This window comes from Haloarcula sp. CBA1127 (genome assembly GCF_001485575.1).
GTDB lineage: Archaea > Halobacteriota > Halobacteria > Halobacteriales > Haloarculaceae > Haloarcula.
This window is the reverse complement of sequence record NZ_BCNB01000006.1, coordinates 2,236,137-2,261,809: the sequence shown is the minus strand read 5'-3', so window position 1 is coordinate 2,261,809 and position 25,673 is coordinate 2,236,137. Positions and strand designations below refer to the sequence as shown.

Annotated in this window: 27 protein-coding genes and 1 tRNA gene; 11 read left to right on the top strand and 17 right to left on the bottom strand. The window is 62.8% G+C overall.

Features of this window, described 5'->3' with window-relative positions; genetic code table 11:
• The first annotated feature begins 39 nt into the window (after window positions 1–39).
• Both AV059_RS15920 and AV059_RS15915 read left to right on the top strand, forming a co-directional pair.
• Complete coding sequence (locus AV059_RS15920) at window positions 40–324, top strand: hypothetical protein (RefSeq protein WP_058995990.1); 285 nt, start codon at window positions 40–42, stop codon at window positions 322–324.
• 94 nt (window positions 325–418) lie between these two features.
• A complete protein-coding gene (locus AV059_RS15915; RefSeq protein WP_058995988.1) occupies window positions 419–1,369 on the top strand; it encodes a zinc-dependent metalloprotease in 951 nt (316 codons plus the stop codon).
• A gap of 36 nt (window positions 1,370–1,405) precedes the next feature.
• Here AV059_RS15915 and AV059_RS15910 read toward each other — a convergent pair whose 3' ends face one another.
• Together AV059_RS15910 and AV059_RS15905 are read right to left on the bottom strand one after the other, a co-directional pair.
• On the bottom strand, window positions 1,406–1,936 hold the full coding sequence (locus tag AV059_RS15910; protein ID WP_058995986.1) for an Rrf2 family transcriptional regulator: 531 nt from the start codon (window positions 1,934–1,936) through the stop codon (window positions 1,406–1,408).
• Between the two features lie 76 nt (window positions 1,937–2,012).
• Window positions 2,013–3,557: an alkaline phosphatase family protein gene (locus AV059_RS15905; protein ID WP_058995984.1), complete on the bottom strand. Its 1,545-nt coding sequence runs from the start codon at window positions 3,555–3,557 to the stop codon at window positions 2,013–2,015.
• A gap of 120 nt (window positions 3,558–3,677) precedes the next feature.
• Between AV059_RS15905 and AV059_RS15900 the strand changes: the two genes are divergently transcribed.
• A complete protein-coding gene (locus AV059_RS15900; RefSeq protein ID WP_058995982.1) occupies window positions 3,678–4,103 on the top strand; it encodes a DUF5796 family protein in 426 nt (141 codons plus the stop codon).
• Window positions 4,104–4,143: 40 nt separating this feature from the next.
• Here AV059_RS15900 and AV059_RS23015 read toward each other — a convergent pair whose 3' ends face one another.
• Window positions 4,144–4,278, bottom strand: coding sequence for a hypothetical protein (locus AV059_RS23015; protein WP_004517924.1), 135 nt, complete (start codon window positions 4,276–4,278; stop codon window positions 4,144–4,146).
• A gap of 85 nt (window positions 4,279–4,363) precedes the next feature.
• On the opposite strand from AV059_RS23015, the gene AV059_RS15890 reads away from it, so the two are divergent.
• Window positions 4,364–6,481 (top strand): CDC48 family AAA ATPase, encoded by a 2,118-nt coding sequence (locus tag AV059_RS15890; protein ID WP_058995979.1) that lies wholly within the window; start codon window positions 4,364–4,366, stop codon window positions 6,479–6,481.
• Window positions 6,482–6,747: 266 nt separating this feature from the next.
• On the opposite strand, the gene AV059_RS15885 is transcribed toward AV059_RS15890, so the two are convergent.
• From AV059_RS15885 to AV059_RS15865, 5 genes are all read right to left on the bottom strand, one after another.
• Complete coding sequence (locus AV059_RS15885) at window positions 6,748–7,761, bottom strand: DUF4349 domain-containing protein (RefSeq protein WP_058995978.1); 1,014 nt, start codon at window positions 7,759–7,761, stop codon at window positions 6,748–6,750.
• A 78-nt stretch (window positions 7,762–7,839) separates the two neighbouring features.
• Window positions 7,840–8,658: a carbon-nitrogen family hydrolase gene (locus tag AV059_RS15880; RefSeq protein ID WP_058995976.1), complete on the bottom strand. Its 819-nt coding sequence runs from the start codon at window positions 8,656–8,658 to the stop codon at window positions 7,840–7,842.
• Window positions 8,655–9,086 carry an SRPBCC family protein gene (locus AV059_RS15875; RefSeq protein ID WP_058995974.1) on the bottom strand — a complete coding sequence of 144 codons (432 nt, stop codon included), beginning with the start codon at window positions 9,084–9,086 and terminating at the stop codon, window positions 8,655–8,657. The genes AV059_RS15880 and AV059_RS15875 overlap by 4 nt, the downstream gene beginning before the upstream one ends.
• A gap of 67 nt (window positions 9,087–9,153) precedes the next feature.
• On the bottom strand, window positions 9,154–9,381 hold the full coding sequence (locus AV059_RS15870) for a hypothetical protein (protein ID WP_004592831.1): 228 nt from the start codon (window positions 9,379–9,381) through the stop codon (window positions 9,154–9,156).
• A gap of 64 nt (window positions 9,382–9,445) precedes the next feature.
• Complete coding sequence (locus AV059_RS15865; RefSeq protein ID WP_058997641.1) at window positions 9,446–9,643, bottom strand: hypothetical protein; 198 nt, start codon at window positions 9,641–9,643, stop codon at window positions 9,446–9,448.
• A 120-nt stretch (window positions 9,644–9,763) separates the two neighbouring features.
• On the opposite strand from AV059_RS15865, the gene AV059_RS15860 reads away from it, so the two are divergent.
• Window positions 9,764–10,981, top strand: a complete 1,218-nt coding sequence (locus AV059_RS15860) for an LEA type 2 family protein (RefSeq protein WP_058995972.1) — start codon at window positions 9,764–9,766, stop codon at window positions 10,979–10,981.
• A gap of 22 nt (window positions 10,982–11,003) precedes the next feature.
• Here the strand turns inward: AV059_RS15860 and AV059_RS15855 are convergent, their stop codons facing one another.
• From AV059_RS15855 to AV059_RS15830, 6 genes are all read right to left on the bottom strand, one after another.
• The gene (locus AV059_RS15855) at window positions 11,004–11,234 is read right to left on the bottom strand and encodes a HalOD1 output domain-containing protein (protein ID WP_058995970.1); all 231 of its coding nucleotides are present in this window, start codon (window positions 11,232–11,234) and stop codon (window positions 11,004–11,006) included.
• Window positions 11,235–11,377: 143 nt separating this feature from the next.
• Complete coding sequence (locus tag AV059_RS15850) at window positions 11,378–12,412, bottom strand: phosphate uptake regulator PhoU (protein WP_058995968.1); 1,035 nt, start codon at window positions 12,410–12,412, stop codon at window positions 11,378–11,380.
• Window positions 12,413–12,517: 105 nt separating this feature from the next.
• Window positions 12,518–13,588: an ATP-NAD kinase family protein gene (locus AV059_RS15845; protein ID WP_058995965.1), complete on the bottom strand. Its 1,071-nt coding sequence runs from the start codon at window positions 13,586–13,588 to the stop codon at window positions 12,518–12,520.
• 196 nt (window positions 13,589–13,784) lie between these two features.
• Window positions 13,785–14,480: a molybdopterin-binding protein gene (locus tag AV059_RS15840; RefSeq protein WP_007190411.1), complete on the bottom strand. Its 696-nt coding sequence runs from the start codon at window positions 14,478–14,480 to the stop codon at window positions 13,785–13,787.
• Between the two features lie 80 nt (window positions 14,481–14,560).
• Window positions 14,561–14,635: transfer RNA gene (locus AV059_RS15835), tRNA-Glu, on the bottom strand.
• 140 nt (window positions 14,636–14,775) lie between these two features.
• Window positions 14,776–15,993 (bottom strand): hypothetical protein, encoded by a 1,218-nt coding sequence (locus AV059_RS15830; RefSeq protein WP_058995964.1) that lies wholly within the window; start codon window positions 15,991–15,993, stop codon window positions 14,776–14,778.
• 318 nt (window positions 15,994–16,311) lie between these two features.
• On the opposite strand from AV059_RS15830, the gene AV059_RS15825 reads away from it, so the two are divergent.
• From AV059_RS15825 to AV059_RS15810, 4 genes are read left to right on the top strand one after another with little or no spacing between them, the layout of a single operon-like run.
• Window positions 16,312–17,427 (top strand): branched-chain amino acid ABC transporter permease, encoded by a 1,116-nt coding sequence (locus AV059_RS15825; protein WP_058995962.1) that lies wholly within the window; start codon window positions 16,312–16,314, stop codon window positions 17,425–17,427.
• Window positions 17,424–18,707 (top strand): branched-chain amino acid ABC transporter permease, encoded by a 1,284-nt coding sequence (locus AV059_RS15820; protein ID WP_058995960.1) that lies wholly within the window; start codon window positions 17,424–17,426, stop codon window positions 18,705–18,707. The genes AV059_RS15825 and AV059_RS15820 overlap by 4 nt, the downstream gene beginning before the upstream one ends.
• A complete protein-coding gene (locus AV059_RS15815) occupies window positions 18,700–19,530 on the top strand; it encodes an ABC transporter ATP-binding protein (RefSeq protein ID WP_058995958.1) in 831 nt (276 codons plus the stop codon). Before AV059_RS15820 ends, AV059_RS15815 begins: the two co-directional genes overlap by 8 nt.
• Window positions 19,527–20,282, top strand: coding sequence for an ABC transporter ATP-binding protein (locus AV059_RS15810; protein ID WP_058995956.1), 756 nt, complete (start codon window positions 19,527–19,529; stop codon window positions 20,280–20,282). Before AV059_RS15815 ends, AV059_RS15810 begins: the two co-directional genes overlap by 4 nt.
• A 31-nt stretch (window positions 20,283–20,313) precedes the next feature.
• Here AV059_RS15810 and AV059_RS15805 read toward each other — a convergent pair whose 3' ends face one another.
• The 3 genes from AV059_RS15805 to AV059_RS15795 form a co-directional block, all read right to left on the bottom strand.
• The gene (locus AV059_RS15805) at window positions 20,314–21,690 is read right to left on the bottom strand and encodes an ABC transporter substrate-binding protein (RefSeq protein WP_058995954.1); all 1,377 of its coding nucleotides are present in this window, start codon (window positions 21,688–21,690) and stop codon (window positions 20,314–20,316) included.
• Window positions 21,691–21,878: 188 nt separating this feature from the next.
• Window positions 21,879–22,490, bottom strand: a complete 612-nt coding sequence (sod, locus tag AV059_RS15800) for a superoxide dismutase (RefSeq protein WP_058995952.1) — start codon at window positions 22,488–22,490, stop codon at window positions 21,879–21,881.
• Between the two features lie 181 nt (window positions 22,491–22,671).
• Window positions 22,672–24,069 carry a deoxyribodipyrimidine photo-lyase gene (locus tag AV059_RS15795; RefSeq protein WP_058995950.1) on the bottom strand — a complete coding sequence of 466 codons (1,398 nt, stop codon included), beginning with the start codon at window positions 24,067–24,069 and terminating at the stop codon, window positions 22,672–22,674.
• 43 nt (window positions 24,070–24,112) lie between these two features.
• Between AV059_RS15795 and AV059_RS15790 the strand changes: the two genes are divergently transcribed.
• Both AV059_RS15790 and AV059_RS15785 read left to right on the top strand, forming a co-directional pair.
• A complete protein-coding gene (locus AV059_RS15790; RefSeq protein WP_079990790.1) occupies window positions 24,113–24,970 on the top strand; it encodes an enoyl-CoA hydratase/isomerase family protein in 858 nt (285 codons plus the stop codon).
• Between the two features lie 145 nt (window positions 24,971–25,115).
• Window positions 25,116–25,634, top strand: a complete 519-nt coding sequence (locus AV059_RS15785; protein WP_058995946.1) for an Lrp/AsnC family transcriptional regulator — start codon at window positions 25,116–25,118, stop codon at window positions 25,632–25,634.
• Window positions 25,635–25,673: the final 39 nt, after the last annotated feature.

Here is a 25,673-nt window from a genome sequence, read left to right as displayed (position 1 = left end):
TACCGCCACGGCTAAGAGTCGTGGCGTCGAACTGTCAGTATGGCAGAATTCACCCTCCTCGAACTGCATCTCGACGGCGCCGAGTTCACTGCGAACGCCCCGTTCAGCGCTGCCGATGATGACGACGAATCGGAGCACAAATCACGGTGGTCGCGGTCCCAGACGGACAAAGCGAGCGACGAAACGGACACAGAAGGCGGCAGTGGCCCCAGCGTCGGTCGCCTTGCGCTCGCGGTACTCGGCGTCGTCGCAGTCGTCGCGCTCGTTCTGCGCCTGTACTTCGGCGGGTCTACCGCTGATGACGACAGCGACGAAGTCCTGTAGGGCCACGTCCCGCGCCACAGTGGCTCCCGAAGCGAACGCCGGGGGTCGTTTTCACAGGGAGAAGGCCTATTTTCTCCCGTCTCATTTCAGACGTATGGGACTATACCACAGCGTTCAGGCTGTCGCCGGCGCGACCGGCGACGGCCCCATCGACTGGAGTGCTGTCGCCGACGCCGCGAAGGGCGCCACGGACACGGGTGACCTCACCGTTGAGACGCCCGAACGCGACGGCTACGCGACCGACGTTCGGGACGCACGGGACCGCGTCCGAGAGGTCGGCGAACTCGCCTTTGACCTGCCCGAAACCGTCGAGATCCAGAACCGCCACCACTGGATCGACGCCAACGTCGCCACGTTCAGCCGTGTAATGGAGCCGATAGAACAGCAGGCCGAGTATATGCCCGGCATCGCCCGTGTCGTGAACACCGGGTCGATGGCCGTTGCACTGTCGTTTCTTGGAAACAACGTCTTGGGCCAGTACGACCCCGTCTTGCTCGCGGACAACGACGCCCACGCGCTGTACTTCGTGCGCCCCAACATCAACCGGGTCGCCAGCCAGTTGAACGTCGAGCGGGACCGCTTCCGCCGCTGGATCGCGTTCCACGAGGTCACGCACGCAGCGGAGTTCGGCGCGGCCCCGTGGCTGTCTGACCACCTCGAAACGGCGATGGAGGACGCCATCGACAACCTCACCGACGGCAACATCGACCGCGCAACGCTTGGCGAACTCGATACGACGATGACCGCCGTCGAAGGGTACGCGGAACTGCTGATGGACCGCGCCTTCGACGACGAGTACGACGACCTGCGGCGGAAAGTCGACGAGCGCCGACAGGGGCGTGGCCCCATCGCGTCGCTCATGCGCCGACTGCTCGGCCTCGGAATGAAACGCCAGCAGTACGAACGCGGGAAGGCGTTCTTCGACACGGTCGCCGACGCCCGCGGCGTCGCTGCGGCCGGACGCGTCTGGGACTCTCCGGACACCCTCCCCACCGAAGACGAGATAGAGACGCCGACGCTGTGGATCGACCGCGTCGATCCCTGAAAGCGCTACAGCACGCTGCGTGGTCGCACGGAACGGCTATTTGTCCGGTTCTTCTACAGGGCCTTCTATTTTCGCGACATCGAGGAGGATTTCGCTGTTCGATTCGTCGACAGCGACAACCGTCCCGGCGACGACGAGCTTCGAGATCGGCGTCGGGCCGAGAATGACGGCCTGTCCCTCGCTGAAATCCTGCACCGAACTCTGGAGGTGGAACCGGGCGCGGCACTTTTCCGGGTCGTGAACGTTCGTGAAGTTGATTTCCTCGACGGTGACGTCGACCCGATCGTAGTCGTGGGCGACGACGACGCTCTCTGCCTCGTCTATCTGCTGGCGGTCGATTGCGTCGAATGCCTCGGATGTCGGCTTGTACCCACCCGTTGGGCCGGGAATACCTTCGACAAGTCCCAGCGAGGTCAGACTCTGCATCTGGTTCCGTACCGTTCCGGGGTTCCGGTCGATTTCCTCCGCGATTGTCTCGCCGGTAACTGCCTCACCGGTCTGTTGATACCTGTTTACCAGCGTCGTAAGCATCGTTCGCTGGCTGTTGTTCAGATCGATGCTAACCATACCGGTGTGTATCGGGAGCGGCTACTTATCCCATTGGGTTCACTCATTTGAACGCCGGTCGTACTCACAGACGGAACTACTCCATGTATCCCAGTTGTTTCAGCCGGTCTTCGACGGCGTCGCCGTCGTCGCTTCCGAGGGCGTCCTCGATACTGAGTGGGGCACGCTCGCCGACATCAGGGTCGTCGGGGAATACCGGGAGCACCTTGCCACGCATATCAGTCGGGACAGCGCAGCCGTGGGCAGCCAGCACCGTCGGCGCGATATCGAGAATGCTGATACGGTCGAGTTCGCCCTGTGGCTCGAAATCCGGCCCGCTGGCGGCGAAGATGCCGTAGGGTGTGTTCTCGGCCGCCCAGCGGTCCGGGCCGCTCTGGATGGTGCCGCCGCCGATGCCGTCGTTGACGTGGACACCTGGGCGCTGGTCGACAACGACCTCTGGACCGGCGTCGACGTAGGGGCCGTTGTACACGTCCTCGCCTCTGTACACGTCAGTGAACAGCGGCCCGTGCTCGTCTTCGACCTCGCGGAGGTCGGCCATCAGCGACTCGCGGACCGATTCCACGTCGAATCGGGGGTTGATGTACACCGGCCCCTGCCCGCTAGCAACGACCTTCGTCTGTTCCAGGTCGATGGCTTCGAGCTTGCGGTCCCGTTTGACGCCGTCGCGCTGCGGGACGAGTTGCTGGATAGACTCAGGGACGACGCGGGCAAGTGTATCGACCAGTCCAGCCCGCTTTGCGACCGCGAGCAGGTTCTCTCGGTCGAGCCCGATTCGCGTGAGGAGCGCGTCGACGCTCGTATCCCGGACCTGATAGCCGTTCTCGGCCAGCCACTCGTTGATGTAAAATTCCGTCTGTGTGGCGTCACAACCGTGGTCGGACATCAACACGAGGTTCAGGTCCTCGCGGTCGTCGAACCGGCCGACCCACTCGTCGACGAGCTGCCACGCGCGCAGACTGGGGTCGTCGTCCCAGAAGAAGTGATGCAGGACGTTGAGATAGAACAGCGTGACGTGGACGAAATCGAGGTCCCGCTCGTCCATGAGTGTCGTCGCCACCTCGAAGCGCTTCTCTAGCAGGTCAAGAATGGCCTTGACCTCAGCGCCGCGTTCGTCATTCGAGGACAGCAGCGGCTCCGGGTGGACGCTGTAATCGAAGCGGGACTCTAGCTCTTCGGCCAGTTCCGGCGGCGAAGTGTAGCCGGAACTGATCGAGCGGTACTCCCCCTCGACGGCGTCCGGGCCGCCCGCGACGACGAGGCCGTCAATGTCCCGCGGGGGGTACATCGTCGGCATATTGACGACGCCAGCCGACTGCCCCTCGTCGTTGAGGTAATCCCACAGCTCGGCGGTGTCGTAGTCGCCGCCGTTCATCACGTTGATCTCGCCCGCGGCGAGGTCGACGTTCTCGAACCAGAAGACGCCGAACCCGCCGGGGTCCTTGCCCGAGGAGTAGCACTTCCAGTTCGGGAACGTCACCGGCGGCAGACAGCTCCGCGTCCCCGCCCAGGTGCCGGTGTCCCGCAGCGCGGCCAGATTCGGGAGCTCGCCGGCCTCGATCCACGGGTCGAGCAGTTCCCAGCTCGCTCCGTCGAGTCCGACGACGAGGGTCTTCGTCATGGTGAGACGGAGACAGGCGAGTCACTAGTCCCTTTCGCACCCTGTCTGTGTGATTGCCGGACGACCACCCGACCAAACCGACAACGCGTCACTTTTGAGCGCGCCGCCGGAAGGGCCGGTATGAGCAACCGGTCGGACATCGCACCGGACACCGTCTCGGTCGAGTTAACCGAGGACGGCGTCGTCGTGGAGTACCTCGACGGCCGCCAGGCGTTCTATCACGGCGTCCCAACGGCGGTCGAAGAGCGTATCCAGACAGCCCCGGGGAAAGACACACACGTCCTGATAACCGACAAAACGGAGACATCAGGTATCCTCGTGTACGTCAACGACCTCCGGACGCACGACGACATTCTCGAAGAAACGGGCGTCGGACGGGTCATTCTCGACGACGGTGAGGAAGACGAACTGTTCCCGGGCGTCACGGTCCGGGACAATCAGATGCGGACGGCAGTTGAGGTGGACTACGACGTGACGAACGGCCGGGTATTCGTCTTCGAGGAGGACGAACTCGGCGAGCGGAGCTTCGAAATCGTCGAGGGGTGAGCCCTGCAGTGGGGCAGGCGCGACTGCGGGGCGAGGACCGTTACTGGATGTAGGACGGGTCTTCGTCGTCACAGTTCTCCTCGTGCTGGCGCGCGTCGCTCTGGTCGTCGAACATCAGGCCACAGGTCTCGCACTTGTACCACGTGACCTCGTCTCGCTCAGTTTGGACAACCATATCAGAGACTCGAATTGCCGCCCGTATATTATTTTCCCGCAACACAACGGGAACCCTCAAGGGAGTCGGATTGCAAGAAGGCGGCATGAGCGGGTCCACTGAGGCCGGTGTCGAACTCACCGTCGAGGGTGCGAACAAGCGTGACGCCGGGCGCGGTATCGCACGACTGCCGGAGTCCGCACGGACTGAACTGGGCGTGCTGAGCGGGTCGCCCGTCATCATCGACGGGGATGACATGACTGTCGTGAAAGTCTGGCCGGCTGACGATGACGGCTCGTTTGTCCGCATCGATTCGGACACCCGGGCCAACGCCGGCGTCAACATCGGCGACACGGTCACAGTAACAAGCGGGTCGGTCTCAGAGGCCACCGAAATCGCCGTCCAGCCGGTCGAACCGATGCCGGGGAGCGAGGACTATGAGAGTCTGGTCAGGAAGCGTCTCGTCGACCAGATTATTCAGGCTGACGAGCGGACCCACATCGATGGATTGGGAACCTTCCTCGTCCGGAAAACGTCTCCGTCGGGGCCAGTCCGAGTTACTGACGCGACAGCGGTGACCGTGCTGCCGGGGCTCGACGGCGGCAGCGGTGGGAGCCAGTCGTCATCCGACGAGACAACAACAACGAACACGCCGACCGCCGAAACGGAGTCCGGGGTGAGCTACGAGGACATCGGCGGCCTCGACGAGGAACTGGACCGTATCCGCGAGATGATAGAAATGCCCCTCTCGGAGCCCGAGGAGTTCCGCCGTCTGGGTATCGACCCACCGAGCGGCGTGTTGCTCCACGGCCCGCCCGGAACAGGGAAAACCCTCATCGCCCGCGCCGTCGCCAACGAGGTCGATGCCTACTTCGACACCATCTCCGGCCCCGAAATCGTCTCGAAATACAAGGGCGAAAGCGAGGAGCGACTCCGCGAGGCCTTCGAGAAAGCCGAAGCGAACGCGCCGGCTATCCTCTTTGTCGACGAAATTGACTCAATCGCTGGCTCCCGAGACGAGGACGCCGACATGGAGAACCGGGTCGTCGCCCAGTTGCTTACGCTGATGGACGGCCTCGAAGACCGGGGCCGCGTCGTCGTCATCGGCGCGACGAACCGCGTCGACGCCATCGACCCGGCGCTGCGCCGCGGTGGCCGCTTCGACCGCGAAATCGAAATCGGCGTCCCCGGCGAGCACGGCCGCCGCGAGATTATGGACGTCCACACGCGGGATATGCCGCTGCACGAGGACGTGGACCTCGACCGCATCGCCGCACAGACCCACGGCTTTGTCGGGGCTGACCTCGCGTCGCTGACCACCGAGGCCGCGATGGCCGCGCTCCGGACAGACCGCGATGATGGCGATGTCCATCAGGACGACTTCGAGACCGCGCTCGCCACTGTCGACCCCAGTGCGATGCGGGAGTACGTCGCCGAGTCGCCGACAGCGACTTTCGACGACGTGGGCGGGCTGGCCGAGGTCAAGCAGACGCTGACCGAGACCATCGAGTGGCCACTGTCGTATGGTGAACTGTTCACCGCAACGAATACCGACCCGCCCAGCGGCATCCTGCTGTATGGCCCGCCGGGAACCGGCAAAACCCTGCTCGCTCGGGCCGTCGCCGGCGAGAGCGACGTGAACTTCATCCACGTCGCCGGCCCCGAAATCATGGACCGCTACGTCGGCGAGAGCGAGGAAGCGGTCCGGGAACTGTTCGAACGTGCCCGCCAGACCGCACCGAGCATCATCTTCCTCGACGAGATCGACGCCATCGCCAGCCACCGCGGTCAGGGCAACGAGGTCACCGAGCGCGTCGTCTCCCAGCTGCTCGCCGAACTGGACGGCATCACCGAGAACCCCAATCTGGTCGTGCTGGCTGCGACCAACCGCCGGGACATGATTGACGATGCGCTCCTGCGACCGGGTCGCCTCGAACAGCACGTCGAGGTCCCGAACCCCGACCGTGAGGCCCGCGAAGAGATTCTCGCCGTCCACACCGCCGGGAAGCCACTCGCCGCTGACACCGATATCGATGACCTTGCTGAAGAGACCGACGGCTTCTCTGGCGCAGAGTTGGAGGCCGTCGTCCGCGAAGCGTCAATGCTGGCCATCCGGGAGGTCGCGTCCGCCTACGGGCCGGAAGAAGCCACCGAGAACGCTGAGGAAGTCGAGATCACGCCCGAACACTTCAGCGAAGCGCTGGAACGGGAACGGACGCGGTAGCTCGACGGACGCAGGGTATCCATCTTGGTTGGACTATCCGCTGAGCGGGAGCGCTCCGTCGGTAGTATCCGAAAGGCGAGGAGAGGCGAAAGGGTCGACTCCGGGAGAGGAGTGAAAAGGCTGTCCGGACAGCCTTGGCGGACGAGCGACGCCGAGTGGCCGAGCAGCGAGACGGGCGTTAGCGCCGGCATCGACGTGAAAAGCGCCTTGCCGGCAGCTACCCGTAGCAAGTGGACACGCAAAAAAGGCCCGGTGTCGGGTTCCGGCTACGCCTCGTCGTCGGGCGACTCATCAGTCGGTTCGGGAGTGGGGTCCTGCTGTGGGCCGCTACCGCCGTTGTCGCCGTCTTCTGTGGCTGATTCAGACGTGCCACGTCGACCCAGCAGCGGGAGCGACCGCCCGCGAAGGAGTCGGCGGCCGCCGACGACTGGGACGGCGAGGACGACGAGCCACGGCGCAAGACTCGCGGCGGTCACCAGCAGCCCACGGGTGAACACGTACACGTCGGTCACTGACGAGAGGAACGCAGCGACAAGCGACCGCTCGTGGTACGGTACTTGCTGGGCCGACGGCTCGGGCGCTGGCTCATGGATCTCGACACGCAGCGTCGAATAGGCGACCCGCTGTTCAAGCGAGCGCTTCTGTGCTTCGAGGCGTTCGATATCGCTCTGGACCGACGACAGTTGTTCCTCGATGCGGAGCAGTTCCTCTGTGCTGTTGGCCTGTTCGTAGAAGGTCCGCAGTCGGTCGCGGCGCTCCCGGAGGTTGGTCAGCCGTGCTTCGAGGTCGACGAGCTTGTCGGTCACGTCTTTCGTCGTTGTTTCCTCGGAGCGGACCGTTCCCTGCTTGCTGACCATCGACTGCGTCGGCTCGTACTCCTCGCTCGGCACTCTAACGACAATGTAGCCGGTGTACCACGTCTCGCCGTCGTCACGGTGGAGTTCGCGGTTCGAGTCGCTCACGTACCCGCCGGACGTGCGAGCGCGGGCGGCGATTGCGTCGGCTGTCGTGGAGTAGTTCTCCACTTCGACCACCATCCGTCCGTTGCGAATGATTGCCCGATCGGCTGCCGCGTCGCCGGCCTGAATGCTTTCGGGATCACCAGCGCTCGCCCCGGAATCCGCTTCGACAGGCTGACTCGACCCGTCGCCGCTGCTGGACATCTGTGCGCCGTCACCGCCGCCCTGTGCCTCGCCCGCATCGCCACTTCCGCCCATGCCAGTACAGCCGGCCAGCAGGAGGAGACCGACGACAGCGAGGACCCTGATTCGGGAAGCCATACGGGACGTACTCGTTCTGAGAGCAGTATAATGACGGCGAACGCTCAAAAACCGCTTTTTGTCAAACAGCGACTGCAGTTACGGCCAGTCTGTCCGGCGATCAGCAAGCGCCGGGAACTCATCGCGGACCTGCTCGACGCGCGCTGGGTCGAGGGCGGCGGTCACCAGCGCCGGGTGGTCGTCAGCGCTGGCGAGTGTCGTCCCCCACGGGTCGTACACCGTCGACCGACCCAGCAGTTCCGCGTCCTCGAACTGTCCGACGCCGTTCGCCGCGGCGACGTACAGTTGGTTCTCGACGGCACGGGCGCGACCGAACAGTTTCCAGTGTTCGACGCGCGGATACGGCCACGCGCTGGGCACGAGCGTCAGCGTCACGCCTTCGTCGACGAGGTGGCGATACAGTTCCGGGAACCTGAGGTCATAGCAGGTGGTGACTCCCACGGTGAATCCCTCGAAGTCGACAGTCGGAACCGTCTCACCCCGCTCCAGTAACTGGGATTCCGCGGAATCGTAGCCGAACAAATGGTGTTTCCGGTACACCGCCCGGCGCTCCCCGTCGCGGTCGAAGAATACAGCAGTATTGGCCAGCCCCTCATCCGCGGGCACGTCGAACCCGCTGTCAGCGCTGGCCGCGAGGTCCTCAACGACGCTCCCGGCCAGCACCGCCACGTCGTTGTCTGTTGCGACGCTGCGAATCCGGCTAAGCGTCTCGCCGTCCAGCCCCTCTGCCTCACGGGCGTAGCGGTCGAAGGCGAAGTACCCGATGTTGAACAGTTCCGGGAGCACGACGAGGTCCGCGCCCTCCGCGGCCGCGTCCCTGATGGCGGTCGTCGCGCGACTGACGTTCTCGGCCACCGAGTCTGACGATACGTCTATCTGGGCAAGCGTGAGCCTCATACTTCGACTTCGAGGTCGTCCCGCAGTGCCTGTTCGAGGTTCTGCATCTCATCGTCGAGGTTCCGCTTGAAAAACCGCTCGACGCCGGGGAGTTTGCCGTCGACGATGAACCGGTTGGTCAGTTTCGTGCCGCCGTCAGCCGTCTCTTCGAGTTCGTGTTCACCCTGGACGGTCATCACCTTCGAGCGACCGATGAAGCGGGCGTACTCCGGGCGACGCTGCTCGACGTCCTCGGTTTTCACCGTCATCGTCCGGTTGACTACTGGAATCGGGAGTTCGATCGACCAGTTCGCGTGTGTGTCGTCGATGACTTCCCAGTCTGTGACGACGCTGATCGGCCGAGCCCGTTTATCCGGGTCGGTGATGAATTCCCAGACACGTTCCGGTGTGGCCGGCACAGTCATCGTTCGCTCGGCCCGGACAGTCATGGAAGGTACTCAGGACTACTGGCCGATGAATCCACCGATTGTAACAGTGCGTAAAACCCAACGGGGGCTACCCGGTCGGCGTGACGCGCCACGTCGTCGACCGTGCTCGTCCCCACTTCTCGATTTCGACTTCGTCGGCCTCTTCAGCTAAGCGTGGCAGCCGTGCTCCCACTTGCTTCGACGAGAGGCCGAGCTGCTCAGCGATGTTCTTCGCGCGGAAGTAGCTCTCCCCACGCGAGACGCTGTCCCGGAGATATTCGAGAATGCGTCGGTCTTCCTCGCTGTAATCGGCCATACAATATATACGGTCTCAGCGTTTTTAACGGTTCCCTTCACAGTCTCTCCGCTGATACCAGACCTCAGGCGTCGTAGGCGTGAATCGCCACGATAGCCACGGCCGCGGCCAGCATGGCGAGCCCGAACGCGCCGCCGGAGGTCACAAGCAGGTTCCCCGTCTCAAGCTCCTGTGCGTGCAAAACTGCGTAGTTGTAGCTGTTGGTTGCTGTGAACAGGGCCGCGCCGACCGAGACGAGCCCGAACAGCAGGGCCAGGCCCATCCCCATGTCGCTTTTGGACGCCTTGGAACTCATGTACGACGCTTTCGGTGTTGCCCACTTAGTTCATTCGGGCTGGAGCCACAGGACATATACCGACCCATCGAAGATGGGTGTACAATTATGAGACGGTTGAGAATAGTTGGCGTGCTGGTCGTCGCGGTCGTCGCTGTCGCAGGGGGCAGTGTCGCGCTCGGCGTTCTTGGCACACCCAGCGTCGCGTCCGTGGACAACCACTTCGCGGGCGTCTCGAACCAGACGACCACTGTGGCGACGAACCTGACCGTGACTAATCCCAACCCCGTCGGCGTCCAGCTGGGCGGTGTGGGAGTCAATTACACCATCTCGATGAACGGCGTGGGGATGGCACAGGGGAACAAGCAGGGCGTTGAGCTCGGTACTGGGAACTCGACGCTGCAGTTCAGCACCGAGATGCAAAACGACCGTATCCCGCCGTGGTGGGTCACCCACATCGACAACGGCGAGACGACGACGGTGGGCATCGACGCGACCGTCACCTCCTCGACGCTCGGCGGTCGGTCAGTGTCATTTAGCCAGGAACGAACTATCGAGACGGACCTCCTCAGCCAGTTCAACTCCACCGAGACACGTCCCGTCGAGGCCGACCAGCCGCTCGTCTCGGACCCCGTGCTCTACATCAACGAGACTCGCGGCACATGGGATCAGGAAAACCTCACCCAGTCCGAGACGCCGCTTGACCTTGCATTCGACGTGTACAACCCCAAGCCGTACCCATACACGATTACCAAGGTCGGCTACACCATCCGGATGAACGACGTGACCGTCGGCGAAGGCGAAACGGATCGTGGCTACGTCCTCAGCCCCGGCGAGGAGACGACACTCGAAGCGAACACCGCTATCCAGAACGAGAACCTTGACCGCTGGTGGGTGACCCACCTCCAGCGAAACCAGCAGACGGACCTCTACATCGATTTCTATCTCGTCCTTGAGGGTGGCAACGAGCAGTTCAGAGTCGACCTGGACTCAATCGACTACCAGCAGGAAATAGAGACAGACATCTTCGGCACCAAGGCGCAGTACCCGACCGGCGATGGGGCCGCTGACGGCTCCAGCGATGGGTCCGATAGTTCGACAGCCGATAGCGCAACTGCAACCCTGACACCGACACCCACGGAAACCGAAACAGACGGTGGACTACTGGGTGATGAGGACACACAGACGGATGACGGCCTGTTTGACGGCGGAGAGACGGACACGGAGGCCACGACTGAAACGACGACCGAGAAACCCACAGCGACCCCAACGGAGACGGCCACGCCGACTGAAACCGAAACAGACGATGGCGGCCTCCTCGGGTAGTCAGTACTAGTAATCCGCTCCCTCAGTTCTCGACATAGAGCATCCCCGTGCCATCGATCGTTATCGTGTAGCCGCAGTACTGGAACAGCATCGGCAACTCTCCCGGTGGGATATCCGATACTGCGTCCAGACGCTCACCGTCGACAACCATGTCAAGGCTCCCGAGTTGCGTGGGGTGACAGTCCTCAAGCGCCGCGATGGTCTCTTTGACAGTGATGTGAATGGGTGTCGGTGGACCGACAGGCCGCTTCATACTGGACCGTTCACAATGCCCACTCAAAGGCACAAGTGTTTTTCACCGCAGTTTGTCGTGGCAGTGAACCTGCTAAATTAGATGGTGGAGTCCGAAAACAGGACTGTTGCTGCAAACCGCAACCGCGGGCCGCGGTAGCCGCCTCACTCGATCGTCGTGTGTTCCGATTCCTCGTTGAGCGCGAGGTTCGTCGCGATTTCGGCGCTTCGGACCGCAAACTCGGCCGTCTGCTGAAGACTGACCAGCACTTCACGCACTTCCAGTAGCGCCTCGTTGTCCATCTCCGGCAGGTCGTCAAGGATTTCGTGTTCCTTGTCGCCGATGTCCTTGTACAACTCTCGGACCTGAATCGCGGTGTCGTAGTTGCGGTCGACAGCCGCCTGCACCGCCAGCTCGGTAATGTCGTTGACCTGGTCGGTGAACTCGCGGATGCGACGCATCGTCGAACTGTCGACGTTGAGGGAGTGGTCGTCGGTCTCCAGCGCGATCTCGGCGATGTCCTCGGCGTTGTCCGCCGTCAGTTCGAGGTTCTTCGCAATCGAACGATAGCCGATGAGCGGGAAGCCGTCGTTGAGGCCGATAGCCCGCGCGAGGTTGGGGTTCTGGTAGGCCGTGAAGATGAGCCGTAGCAGGAGGACGAATATCTTGTTGGCCTGTCGCTCGCGGTTGAGCGCCCGCTGGGCGAGGTCGGGATTGCCGTGAGCGAGGGATTTCACTGCCTCGTTTCGCATCGTTGAGCCGGTGGATTCCAGCCGTTCGAGGAGGTTGTTAAGCGTGAAGTCCTCCGGGTCGACGGAGCAGCGAATCGCGATCCGGTCGGGCGTCTCCTCAATGACGCCGAGACCCATCAGCTGAGTTTCGGCGTTGTAGACGGCGTTGATGTGAGAGGATTCCAGCGTCTCACCCTCGGGAGCTTCGACGTGGATGACACGCCGGCCGAGCACGTACTGGGCGACGATAGCCCGCTCGACAGACGCGGCATCGAGATTCTCCGCGTGGATGATAGCTTCTGATTCCTCGGTCTGGACGGACTCGGGCATGACTGTCAGCGTGCCTTTGCCGCCCATTCGTAGCGACACCTCGTCGCCTTTTTCAACGTCGTGCTCACTGGCCCACTCCGCCGGCAACGTCATCGCGAGCGTTGACGGCCCCAGTCGCTGGACTTTCCGGGTTTCCATATGTCCTTTGTGGGGCGTGAGATACCTTAATCTTGACTATACATGATAAAATACCGCAGCCGATATATCATAGCTTGCGTCTCTCGGCTGGGGAGGCCATACAGATTAGACGACTTCGACGAGTCTGCGTTCGTGTCGACCGACGCGGACCCGCAGCCAGCCGCGCAGTTCCTCGTCTAGGTCCGGGTCGCCTGTGTCGACGCGGAGCGTGCCGATACCGTCCAGTTTCCGGCGGGAGGCGACGACTTCGAGGTCACACTGCCTGATGACCGCCGGTGACAGTTGCTGGTTCCCCCTGCCGAACACGAACCCCTGCCCGCCGATGGGCGAGACGACAATGACGTTTCGGTTGCCGAGGGCATCGAGGATGTCTGATTCGGCGGCGTCGCGAGCAAGCACCTCCCCGTCGCGCCACACATCCACGCCGAGCGTCGTCCCGTCGAACCCGAGTTGTTCCTTGATAGCACCAACCGTGCTCCCCGGACCAAGGACGTAGGTGACGCCCGACTCGACGGCGTCGGCGACGCTCTCGGCGAGGGACTCGACGCTGCCGCCGCCCAACTGCTTCGCAGACTGGCGCTGGTCGGCGACAGGCACTTCCGCGACGGCCCGGAGTTCAGTGACGACTTCCCCGCCTCTGAAGGCGTCCTCGTCGATGTCGTTGACCTCCGCGCGCTCCGTCTCGGAGAAGCGGGCCACGATACGCCCGGCCGCGCGCGGCGACACACCAAACACGGAGGAGTACACCTTGACGCCAGCCGGGACGCCCAGAATCGGAATGTCAGCGTCCAGTTCGTCGAGGGTCGTCGCCACGTCGACAGCCGTGCCGTCGCCACCGACGAACAGAATCACGTCCACATCCGCCTCGACGAACGCTCGGACCGCATCTCGGGTGTCCTCGCTGCCTGTCTCATCAGCGCTCGCCGGAGCGCCGACGACCATCGGATCGAATCCCACCTCACGAGCGAGACGCTCTCCCATCGGGTCGCCGTACGTGAGCAGTGCCACGTCCGTCCCGACCTCGGCGAGTGAGGCAAGCGCTGTCCGTGCGCGGTCCGGTGCGCGTTGCTCCGCGCCGCGCCGGCGCGCCTCGTCGACTTTCCCGTCAGTGCCCTTGAGGCCGACGCGGCCGCCCATGCCGGCGATGGGGTTGACCACGACACCGATTCGTCGCATTCGCCGTCACTACGCGACCCTGCGGCAAAAGCGGCCCGGGAGCGTGCCTTTCAAGCCACCCCACGCAGAACGCACAGCTATGTCAGTCGTACTCCAGAGCGGCGTTCAGACAGGGATCATCAACGCGTCCGGCGCGGTCATCACGCTCGGTGGCCTGCTGCTTACGTTTCTCTGGCTGAACCACCTCTACCGGTAGTCACTCTGCCGTCGGTGACTCGACGCGTTCGCTGAACCACGCGGCCGCCTCCTCGACTAGCTCCTCCTCTGTCCCCTCGAACCGGACGGTCACGTGCTCGCCCGGATAGCTCCCGACCTTGACCGGGAACTGCTCCTGTACCTCTGCCAGTCGATCAAGGAGTGCGCTCTCGGGCTCGGCGGCATCGACGGTGTGAACGTACCGCTGCTCGCCAGCGAACTCTTCTGCGACCTCCTCGAACATCCGCTTCATCTCACCCGGCACGCCCGGCAAGACGTAGCAGCTCTCGACGACACAGCCGGGCGCGACCCCCTCGTGGTTGGGCAAGACACGGGACCCTTCCGGTACCTCGCCCGTTCCGTCGGTCAGGTCGTCGCGCGTGTACCCGCCGTGTTCCTCCAGCCACGCAATGGCGTCCTCGCTCTCGACGACATCTCGCCCGAACGCCGCGGCGACGGCTTCGATTGTTTTGTCGTCGTGCGTCGGTCCGAGGCCGCCAGTGACGATGACGGCGTCGAACTCCGCGTGATACTCGTTGACCACGCGGGCAATGTCCGAGATCTCGTCGGGGACGACCGTCGTTCGGCCGACAGTGACGCCACGCTCCGCGAGCTGTTGTCCCAGCCACGCGGCGTTCGTGTTGACCGTCTCGCCACTGAGCAGTTCGTCTCCGACGGTGACTACCGCGACGCGCATACCGCCCGATTGGACTGGGAGACACAAATACTGTCGGTCACAGAACGTGGTAACTGTGTATGCGTTGAATCGGAGAGAAATGCTCCGTCAGGGATTTGAACCCTAGTCATCACCGTGAGAGGGTGATATGATTGGCCGGACTACACCAACGGAGCGTACACAAATTCGTAGCGAGGAGATACGTATAATCATTGCGTTTCGGCCCCGCCCTGTGTTGGTTACTCATACTGTTGGCTGTAACTATTCCCAGATATTCACGGTGGAGAAACTCTATACAGATGTCCAGCCGCCAGTATCACTCGTCGTCGAACGGCGACCCGGCGGCGTCGGGTTCCTGACCGGCGAGGCTGATGATGTTCTCGCGGCCGACCCTGAGCTTCGAGATGTCGCCGTCGTCCTCCATGTCAGAGAGGAGCATACTCACCTTCGACTTCGACCAGTCGGTGCTGTCGACGATGTCGACCTGCTTCATTCGGCCGCCGTTTTCCTCCAGTAGTTTGCGGACGCGGTCGCTGTCGGTGAGCAGTTCCTCGTCGGGGACTGCCGGTTCGTCAGGCGTGTCGGTGTCCGCCGTTGCATCGCCCGAGGCAGCCGTCGATGGCTGCTCAGTGCTGCCTGTGGCCGACGGCGTCGGAGCGGGCGGCTCGTCATCATCATCCGTTCCCAGCCTCCCTCCCAGCGCGCCGGACCGCCACGCGGCCACACCACCGGCGACGACAATGAGACCGACGACAGCGGCCGGGAGCAGCCACGACGGCCCGCCGGCGGCCTCGGCAGGTGTGTCATCGTCCGCTGTGGTGCGCTGCTCAGCACCAGCGCTCTGCCCGGTTTCGCGCGGCTGCAATTCCACGTAGGGCCGACGGTCGTTGAACGACTGCTCGCCGTTCCACGTGACGCTCTCGCTGTTTTCGAGCGAGTCCGGGGCGCTCTGTGAGGCGGGGGCCGGCTGGACGTCGGCGAATGCTAGCTCGGGGCCGCGCTCGAAGACGAACGACTGGCTCGGCCCGATGTAGAACCCGCCGTCGAACACGTCGCTGACCACGACTGCGTCGCCCTCAACGACCGCGAAGTTACGCCAGCGGAACGACATCCGCACCGTTCCGGTGTTCTGGAGCGGGTCGACCGTCGCCGACCGGTCGTAGTTGGTCGCACTCATGTTCCGGCCAGTCACGTTCGTCCCGTACTGTGTCAGCAGCGTCGACTGCTCGACAAAATTCTGATACAGAGGCTGCTCCGATTGCTCGAACTCCCGGGCAAACTCCTCGAACTGCTGTTGTTCGGTGTCGTTCGCGAGCGGCGTCCGGTGGACGATCGCCCACTTCGCCGACCCGTTCTGATACAACGTGACCTGAAACGTCGTCCGGTCGAACCTGTCGGGCGTCTGGACGCCCACGCTCTCGTCGGCCGGCTGTGACATCGCCAGTGGCGCGGCACCGCTTCCCAGCAGGAGAGCCAGCACGAGACTGGCGACGACCAGGCGTACCATCTGTCGTATATCATCGATGGACCGCATAAAAGCGCTGTGAATAGCACCGTTCTCCGTCGGTATCGGGCCGATGGCCGGTGATTTCTCGATACGGCTACAGCTTAAAACACTGGTAACCGAGGACAGTATCGGGTGCTGTGCGGGCGCTCACCCTCACGTTCCTCACCGAGTTCGAAGTAGCTCCATTCGCTATCTTTCTCGTGGTATCAATGGTCTCTCGACCGATACCTGACCATGGGAGGGGTTAATTCCTGTTTTCACAGCGGTATCTTGGCTTCTACATGGTTATTCCGCAAGAATTTCCGGTGGGTTATTTACAAAGGAAGGTCCAACGAACGGTAACCTATGGGAATTGCTGAGTTCGCAAGAGACGGCCGCGTAGTGGTGGGCGATCGGCCGGGAGCAGCAGTGGTGGCCGCGGTAAGTGGCTTCCTCCTGCTGGATTTAGTTGCAAAGCTCGCTGGGACAACCGTGTTCTTCCTCGGGACCAGGTTACTGGGTGGGTCCCTTACCGTGGCCTCGTTGCTCTCGATGGTGGTGGACGGGCTGCTCGTCGGACTGGCGGTCGGACTCGCCGGCATTGGTCTGTCGATGACATACAGCATTCTCGACTTCGCCAACTTCGCACACGGGGACACTGTGACCGTCGGGGCGTTCCTGGGGTGGGTCGCCGCGTACATCACCGCCGGCCTCGGGACTGGAGCCCCGATATCGGAACTATTCATGCTCAACTCGGGGCGGCAGTTGAGTACCGTTTCGACGTTCATTCCGGTGCTTCTCGGGCTTGTCATCGCCGGCGTCGGGTCAATCGGGATCGTGTTACTCATCGACCGACTCACCTATCGCCCCATGCGCGATACGGACAACATCTCCTTGCTGATTGCGTCAATCGGTGTCGCACTCGCGTTGCGCTACCTCATCGCGTTCGTCTTCGGCACACAGACCAGTGGGGTTGCAAGCGGCGGGCTCCGGGTCACGCTGTTCTCGATGATTTCAGTCACCGACAACGAAATCACCCTGCTGGTGGTGTCGGTCCTGTTGATGCTCGGCGTTCACCTGCTGCTACAGCGGACGAAGCTCGGCAAAGCGATGCGGGCGATGGCCGACAACGAGGACCTCGCACGCGTGACCGGGATTCCGACCGAACGCGTGATTCGACTTACCTGGATTCTCGGCGGCGGCCTGGCAGGCATCGGCGGCTACCTGCTTGTGCTGGAAAGCGGCACGATATCGTTCAACTTCGGCTGGATTCTGCTCCTGCTTATTTTCGCCGCTGTCATTGTCGGCGGCATCGGCTCGATATACGGGGCGATGGCCGGCGGGATTCTCATTGGGCTGGTCGATAGTCTGGCTCTGATCTGGTTGCCATCCGGGCTGACGCGAGCCTCTGCGTTTCTGGTACTCATCGTCGTCCTGTTGTTGCGCCCGTCCGGTATCTTCGGGGGGGTGTCGACAGCATGAGTACTGTTGACACTGTTCGAAACCGTCTGGACGCGCTCCCGGACGTAGGGCTGGTCGTCGGCTTCATCGCCAGTATCTGGGCCGTCATGCTCGTACTGGCGATCGCTGTCGGCGGGGCGAACTGGGCGAACCTCGCTGCCGGCTTCATCGGCAGTGTGACCGTCCTCATCGGTGGCTACGCCATCCTCGCGCTGGCACTGAACCTCCAGTGGGGGTACACCGGTCTATTCAACATCGGTATTGCAGGATTCATGGCCGTCGGCGTGTACACGACAGCGATTCTCACTGCGCCAACTGACCCGGCCGCCGGGGCGGTCCCTGGGCTCGGCCTTCCACTGTGGGTTGGCCTCATCGGCGGCATGGTGATGGCCGCCATCGTCGGCGGTCTCGCGGCGCTACCGGCACTCCGACTGAAGGCTGACTATCTTGCCATCGTGACGGTCGCGTTCTCCGAGATCATCCGGCTTATCGTCAACTGGAACGGCCTCGCCGAGTTCTCGCTGTTCGGAGCGCCGGTCGGAACCGGCGGCGCGACCGGTATCTCGTTCAAGTCCGCAAACGAGGTCGCGTCGACGCTCATCAACGGCGTCGGACAGCCACTCGTTACTGCTGCGGAGGGCGTCGGCGTCTCCGGGCCGAATCTGGCAAACCTCACGTACGGGATACTCCTCCTGCTGGTCGTGGCTGCGAGCTACTGGGTGCTCGCCCGAATCACCAATTCGCCGTTCGGCCGCGTGCTGAAGGCGATCCGCGAGGACGAAACTGTGACCCAGTCACTCGGCAAAGACACCCGACGGTTCAAAATCAAGACGTTCATGATCGGCTGTGCGCTGATGGGGCTGGCCGGTGTCCTGTTCCGCGGACAGGCGGGCTACGTCAGCCCACAGCAGTTCAGACCGACGATCACGTTCTACGTGTTCGCGGCGCTCATCATCGGCGGCTCCGGATCTAACACCGGGAGCATCATCGGCGCAGCGACGTTCTCCGGACTGCTGTTCTACCTGCCGGCGCGGCTGGGCGAGAACGTCTCGCTCGGCGGCACTCGCGCACCCGGCAACATCGTCGACGCCGTTGCCGGACTCGGGTCGCTGGACCCGCTTCCACTCCTCGCATACACCATTAGCAACGTCAGCACGCTCCGGTTCGTCCTCATCGGCGTCGTGCTGATATACATCATCCAGAACCAGCCAGACGGACTGCTTGGCCACCGGAACGAACCCGCAACGAGCGTGAGCCTTGACAGACCGCAGTCCGGGTCCGGAGGTGAGGCAGATGAGTGAACCCGACGCTGCACCGCGACAGGAGACCGCCGTCACGAGCGACGCAATCGAGTCGCCGCTGCTTGAAGTCGACGGCCTCCGCAAGGAGTTCGGCGGCGTTGTCGCGGTCGACGGGGCGACGTTCTCCGTGGCAGAGGGGTCCCTAACCGGCCTCATCGGCCCGAACGGGGCCGGCAAGTCGACGACGTTCAACTGTATCACAGGTATTCACGAACCAACTGGTGGCCGGGTCACCTTTGACGGCCAGAGCATTACCGGGCTCCCACCGTACACACTCGCAAATAAGGGGCTGGTCCGGACGTTCCAGATCGCCCGTGAACTGTCCGAGATGACGGTGCTAGAAAACGTGATGCTCGCGCCGGGTGGACAGGTCGGCGAGTCGGTCATCCAGTCGGTGACGCCAGGGCTTCGCGGCAATGTCATCGACGACGAGGCGACTGTTCGGGACCGCGCGTGGGAGACACTGGAGTTCTTCGAGATCGACCATCTCGCCCACGAGAACGCCGGTAATCTCTCCGGCGGTCAGCGGAAACTACTGGAGATGGCGCGGGTCCTGATGACCGACCCCGAGATGATTCTACTGGACGAGCCGCTGGCCGGCGTCAACCCGACGCTGGAAGAGAAGCTACTGGAGCGGATTCACGAACTCCGCCGAGAGCAGGGCCTGACCTTCCTGCTGGTCGAACACGATATGGATGTCATCATGAACAACTGCGAACACATCATCGTCATGCATCAGGGGAGTGTCCTCGCCGAAGGGGACGCCGAGACTATCAAGTCGGACGAGCGGGTACTTGAGGCGTACCTGGGAGGTGACGTATGAGCCCGCATGCGACAGAGTCAGAGGCTGTCACGCTCCCTGACCCGGCCGAGCGGCTCCTCGCCATCCGAGACCTTGATGCGGGCTACGGCGATCTGCAGGTCCTCAATGATGTCCATATGGACGTTTCCGACGGCGAGTACGTCGTCATCGTCGGCCCAAACGGGGCTGGCAAGTCAACGGTGATGAAGTCCGTCTTCGGCTTGACGACGTACATGGGCGGAGCGGTCATCTTCAGCGGGACCGATATCAGCCAACGCAATCCCGACGAGATCATTTACGAGGGAATCAGCTACGTCCCCCAGACCGGCAACGTGTTCGGCTCGCTGAGCGTGCGCGAGAACCTCGAGATGGGCGCGTACATCCTCGACGAAGTGCCGGAAGATCGGATAGAGGACGTGTACGACCGGTTCCCCATTCTCCGGGAGCGGTCCGAACAGTCAGCCGGGACGCTGTCGGGCGGCCAACAGCAGATGCTCGCCATGGGCCGGGCGCTGATGCTCGACCCCGACCTGCTGTTGCTCGACGAGCCCTCCGCCGGGCTCGCCCCGGACCTGGTCGACGATATGTTCGACCGCATCGACCGCATCAACGAAGACGGCACAGCTATTCTGATGGTCGAGCAAAACGCAAAGGAGGCACTCCGGCGGTGTAACCGGGGCTACGTGCTCGTACAGGGTCAGAACCGTTACGAGGACGAAGGGACGGTCCTCCTCAACGACGAGCAGGTTCGCCAGGACTTCCTTGGCGGATAGCTCGAAAAAAGAATCGACGCCGGCAGCCCCGTTACTGGTTCATCGCGCTGTTGATTTCAGACGTGTAGGAGGACTGTTGTTGCTCGAAGCCGACCTGATTGACGATGGTCCCGCCCTCCGCTTCAAACGCGCCGGCGAACGCCTCTTGCAGTGCTTGACCGTAGCTGTTGTTCACGTACAGCGTCGATGCGGTCGCGGCACCGAGTTCGTCCACGCCGACTTGCGCAAGGACCTGTCCCTGTAGGGCGTCGCTGGGCGGGGTGCGGAACATGTAATCGTTGTCTTCGAGGTCGGTAATCGTCGGCGACGTGGAAGCCGGTGAACAGCCGACGACGCCGCTATCGATGAGCACGTTTCTGGCGACCTGTATCGACGTTTCGGAGCTGGCCGCCCCGGTGATCGACGGATAGCCCGCACTGACAAGAGAGTTGGCAGCGTCGATGCCCGCCTGCGCCTGGGTCTGGGTGTCACCGACCTGATAATCGAACTCGAAGTCGACTTGGCCTTCGAGTTGCAGGGCCGGGAGTAGCGCTCCGTCACGGATCGGCCTGCCGAGCGGCCCGAGGTCGCCGGTTTCGGGCATCAAGACACCGAACTTGATCGTCCGTCCAGAGTCGCTCCCGGAGCCGTTCGGTTCCGGCTGTGGGAGGTCGTCGCCAGCGCCGAAGTCGACGGTGCTGAGCGTATCGACGCCCCCACCGTCTTGGAAGCCGAAGACCTGGTACTGCGCCGAGGCCATATCCCCGTTTTCGTCGAAATTGACCGCACTCGATGCACCCTCGTACTGGATGTTCTCGCCTGCGGCGGCCGCTTCGACGGCCGCTGGCAGTTCGGAGGGGCCGTACGTGTCGCCCCCGGGGTTGGCGACGACGCGCATGTGATTCCGGACGGCTTGCCCGTCGTTTTCGCCGGCCAGCAGGTTTGCGAGAATCTGGACCGCCGTCGCGTCGTAGGCCTGTGACGTGAACACACCGGCCTCGTCGTAATCGAACTCGGAGGTGAACTGCTCTGTGAAGGTATCGACACCAGGCCCGGCCGCTGACGGGGCCGTGCCACGGACGTTCGACATATCGTCGCCGACGTTACTCGGCAGTTCGCCGTCCTGCAGGCCATCGGTGACGAGGATGTCAGCAGCGTCGTCGCTGTAGTCGGCGTAGAAGTCCTTGAACAGTTGCACACCGCTCTGGGGATAGCCGACGACCATCAGCACGTCTGGTGACTCCGGACCGCTGTCGCCACCGGACTCGGTCCCGGTTCCGGTCATCCCCCCATCGCCGCCGTCTCCGCCATCCCCGCCGTCACCGCCGGTCTGTTCGGTTGAACAGCCTGCCAACCCACCAAGCAGACCGACAGTGGTTACCGCCCCAGTGCGCTTCAGGAACGCTCGCCGATTGGTATCGCGACTCATACCACTTACCACTGATTCGCATCTTATAAAACTATATCCTCCCGTAACCTCGCTGTTCCGTAGTCTGCTCCAGTCACGCCGATAGTTTTTGTTATTATAGTTAGATATTAACGCCGGAGAAACCGCTATCGGCTCAGACGGCTCTCGGACTCCCGGCACATCCACGAAAAAACGTCGGGTATCGCCCGTTACTCGAAGTGACTAACCGACTTCTCGTACTCTTCGGCAGCCTTGTCCCAGTCGACGACCTCGAAGAAGGCGTCGATGAAGTCACCGCGAGCGGGGCCGTAGTCGTAGTAGTAGGAGTGCTCCCAGACGTCGAGCGCGAGGATGGGATGGGAGCCCCAGAGCGCGCCCTGGTCGTGCTTGTCGACCGGCACGTTGCGCAGTTGCTTGGCAACGGGGTCGTACACGAGCAGCGCCCAGCCGCCGGCAGCTGATGCGGCGGCTTCGAACTCGCCCTTCCAGCCTTCGTAGGAGCCAAAGTCCTCCTCGATGCGGTCGAGGAGTTCGCCCTCCGGCTCACCGCCGCCGTTGGGGTCCATGTTCTCCCAGAACAGCGTGTGGAGATAGTGACCACAGCCGTTGTGGGTGACGTTGCCCATCGCGGCGGCGCTTGAACCGAAGTCACCGGATTCGCGGTTCTCGGCGAGCGTCTCCTCGGCCGATTCGAGGCCGTTTACGTACCCCTGATGGTGGGTGTCGTGGTGCCAGGTGAGCACCTGTTCGGAGATGTGTGGCTCCAGCGCGTCGTAGTCGTACGGGAGCGGTGGCAGTTCGGGATTGGAATGTTCGGGCATATGAAAACGCCTCCATCACTATCTGTCGCGCGGCTGCCTGTTAAACGTTTAGGAGCCATTTGGTAGCACTAGGCAAGGACAGCGAGACGGAGCCGTATCTGCCCGCAGCACTGACACCACAACGCGGCCTTGTCTCGCGTGTAAGCACCTGGGAGAGTTCAGTGAATCTGAACGAACGCGTTTAGTCGTCTCCTCTGGCCCGCTCGAACATCGCCAGCGCCTCCTCGCGGCGCTCGCTGTGGTCGACGACGGGGTCCGGGTACTCCGGTGCGGCGCTGCGCCGTTGTGTGAGCGAGCACTCGTTCCACTCGTGGATAATCTCGGGTGCAGCATCAGATAGTTCCGGGACGTACTCCTTGATGTACTCGGCTTCCGGGTCGTAGTCTTCGCCCTGTGTCATCGGATTGAAGATGCGGAAATAGGGCTGCGCGTCGGTCCCCGTGGAGGCCGCCCACTGCCAGCCGCCGTTGTCGTTTGCCGTGTCGTGGTCAACCAGTTTCTCCCGGAACCACTCGTAGCCGTGTCGCCAGTCGATGAGCAGGTCCTTCGTGAGGAAGGAGGCAACAATCATCCGGACGCGGTTGTGCATATACGCCTCGTCACGGAGCTGTCGCATCCCGGCGTCGACAATGGGATACCCCGTTTCGCCGTCTTTCCAAGCCTGTAACAGCTCCTCGTCGTTCTCCCACTCGATTGGGTTCTCGTATGATTTGTAGTTCGAGCTAACGACGTGTGGATGGGCAAACAGCACCTGCGTGTAGAACTCCCGCCAGGCCAGCTGGGACTGGAACTCCCGGACGGAGTCGCGGCGGTCACCGCCGGTCCCCTCCTTGGCATCCTGTGTCCGGTCGTACACCTCCCGGATGCCGATAGTCCCAAACTTCAGATGGGCTGAGAGCCGCGAAGTGCATTCGTCGGCCGGGAAATCCCGTCGTTCCTCGTACTCGTAGACGTTCTCGTCGAGGAAGTCACCAAGCAGGGCGCGCGCTTCGTCGGTTCCCGCCGCGGGCACGTCCGCCTCTGGCTTCTCGAAGCCGAGGTCAGCCAGGGTCGGGAGCGCATCACCGTCGACATCGGCTAACTCGTCAGCAGACGGCGGGTCGTAGGGGGCTGCCTTCTCGCGGTCGTGCCATTTCCGACCGAAGTAGGTGAAGACGCTGTATGGGTCGCCGTCGTTCGTCGTAATCTCGCCCGGTTCGTGTAACACGGCGTTCTGGACGGCTTCGCGGGCCACGTCCGCGTCGTCAAGCGCTTGCCGGACGGCCGCGTCGCGTTCCCGTGCGAGCCCGGAGTAGTCCTTGCCCCAAGTGACCTTCTCTGCGCCGTACTCGGCTGCCAGTTCTGGCAAGACGGATGTGGGGTCGCCCTCGGCAACGACGAGGTCACTACCCTGGTCGCGGTACCACTCGCGCAAACTGTCGAGCGCGTCAAGCATGAACGCGACCCGGGGCGGGCCGGCGTGGTCGAGAACGGCTGTGTCGAAAATGAACACCGGGACGACCGGGTCAGACGGAGTCGCCGTGGCGAGGCCGGCGTTATCCGTTGCCCGGAGATCACGGCGATGCCAGTGCAGGCGCATACCTAGTACACGGGCTAGCCCGGGCAAAAGGTACTGCCCAAGGATGTTGGTCTGTCAGGCGCTGACGGACACCACTGTTATCTTGCCGCCGGTCGAGGGCCCACATATGGAAGACGCAACCGTGACGCTGTCTGTTGACGACGGAATCGCTACAGTAACGCTGAACCAGCCGGAGTCGCGAAACGCCCTGTCAGCGGAGTTGGCCGACGCGCTCACTGCCACGTTCGAATCGGTGACCGACAGCGACGCCCGGTGTGTCGTACTGGAAGGCGCAGGCCCAGCCTTTTGCGCTGGCGGGGACATCAACGCAATGGTACAGGGGGTGGAACACGACCGACCGCCGGCCACACAGGTCGAACTGGTGGTTTCGTCACTCCACGAAGCGATCCGGACTGTCCACAGCTGTCCGCTCCCAGTCGTCGCGAAAATCGACGGCCCCGCCTTCGGTGCCGGTGCAGGACTCGCGCTGGCCTGTGATACACAGGTCGCAAGCACTGACGCCCAGATCGGCTTTGGCTTCCGGCAGGTCGGCCTGGCGAGTGACTCCGGCGTCTCCTATTTCCTTCCACGAATCGTCGGCCCGAACAAGGCCAAGGAACTCCTGTTTACCGGCGAACTGCTGGATGCTTCGGCAGCCGAGGAACTGGGGCTGTTCACCCGTGTGTTCGACGCAGAGACATTCGAATCAGCGTTTTCGGACCTCGTTGCAGACATCGCCGCTGGACCGACAGTCGCACTCGGCCACGCCAAGCGGCTGGTCAACCGAAGCCTGAACAGTTCGCTGGAACAGGCACTCGAAAACGAAGCCACCGCACAGGGCGTCGCTTTCACGACCGACGACCATGAGGAGGGTGCAACCGCATTCGTCGAGAAACGCGACCCGGAGTTCACGGGTCAGTAAGCTGATTACCGTAGCCGACGCCACCACTGATTCAGCAACCAAAGACCAGACAGATGGCACCTACGACCGTTCCACCACTGATTCGACTGACTACCGGCGCCGAAATCGACCACGCCTGTGCTCCCGATAGGAGGGCAGTCACAGCATGACCGACGACCCCCCAGACTGGGAGTTCAGCGAGCGTGATATGTACATTCTGCGCGAACTCTCGGCGGACCCCAAGCGGTCGTCCCGTGATCTTGCGGATCTGCTGGAGTCCGAGTACGGCATCGACGTGTCGCACGTAACGGTCAGCGAATCGATCCGGGAGATGCGCGACGCGGATGTCTTCCGCGAGACCATCGTCCCGAACGAGGAGCTGTTCAATTTCGCGCTGTTCGAGTTCAAGTTCAACCCCGAGCATTTCGCCGAGTCCTGGCACGACGCGATGGTGGCCATTCGCGACGACCGGCACACGCTGTTTTACTTCCTTTCCGACGGCGAGTATCAATGGAAGTCAGTGATGATGTTCCCGAGCCGGACGGCCGAATCCCGCTGGATACACGACTTCTACAAGGACCACGGCGACGTGATTCAGAACGTCCGGAACTCAGTCGTCCACAACGTCCTGAAATTCAAGACGGACCCGGAGCTGTTCACCGAACTCGACGGAGAGCAGTCGTAGTCAAGCGGGGAAGACGGGCCAAAATAAAGACGAGAGAGA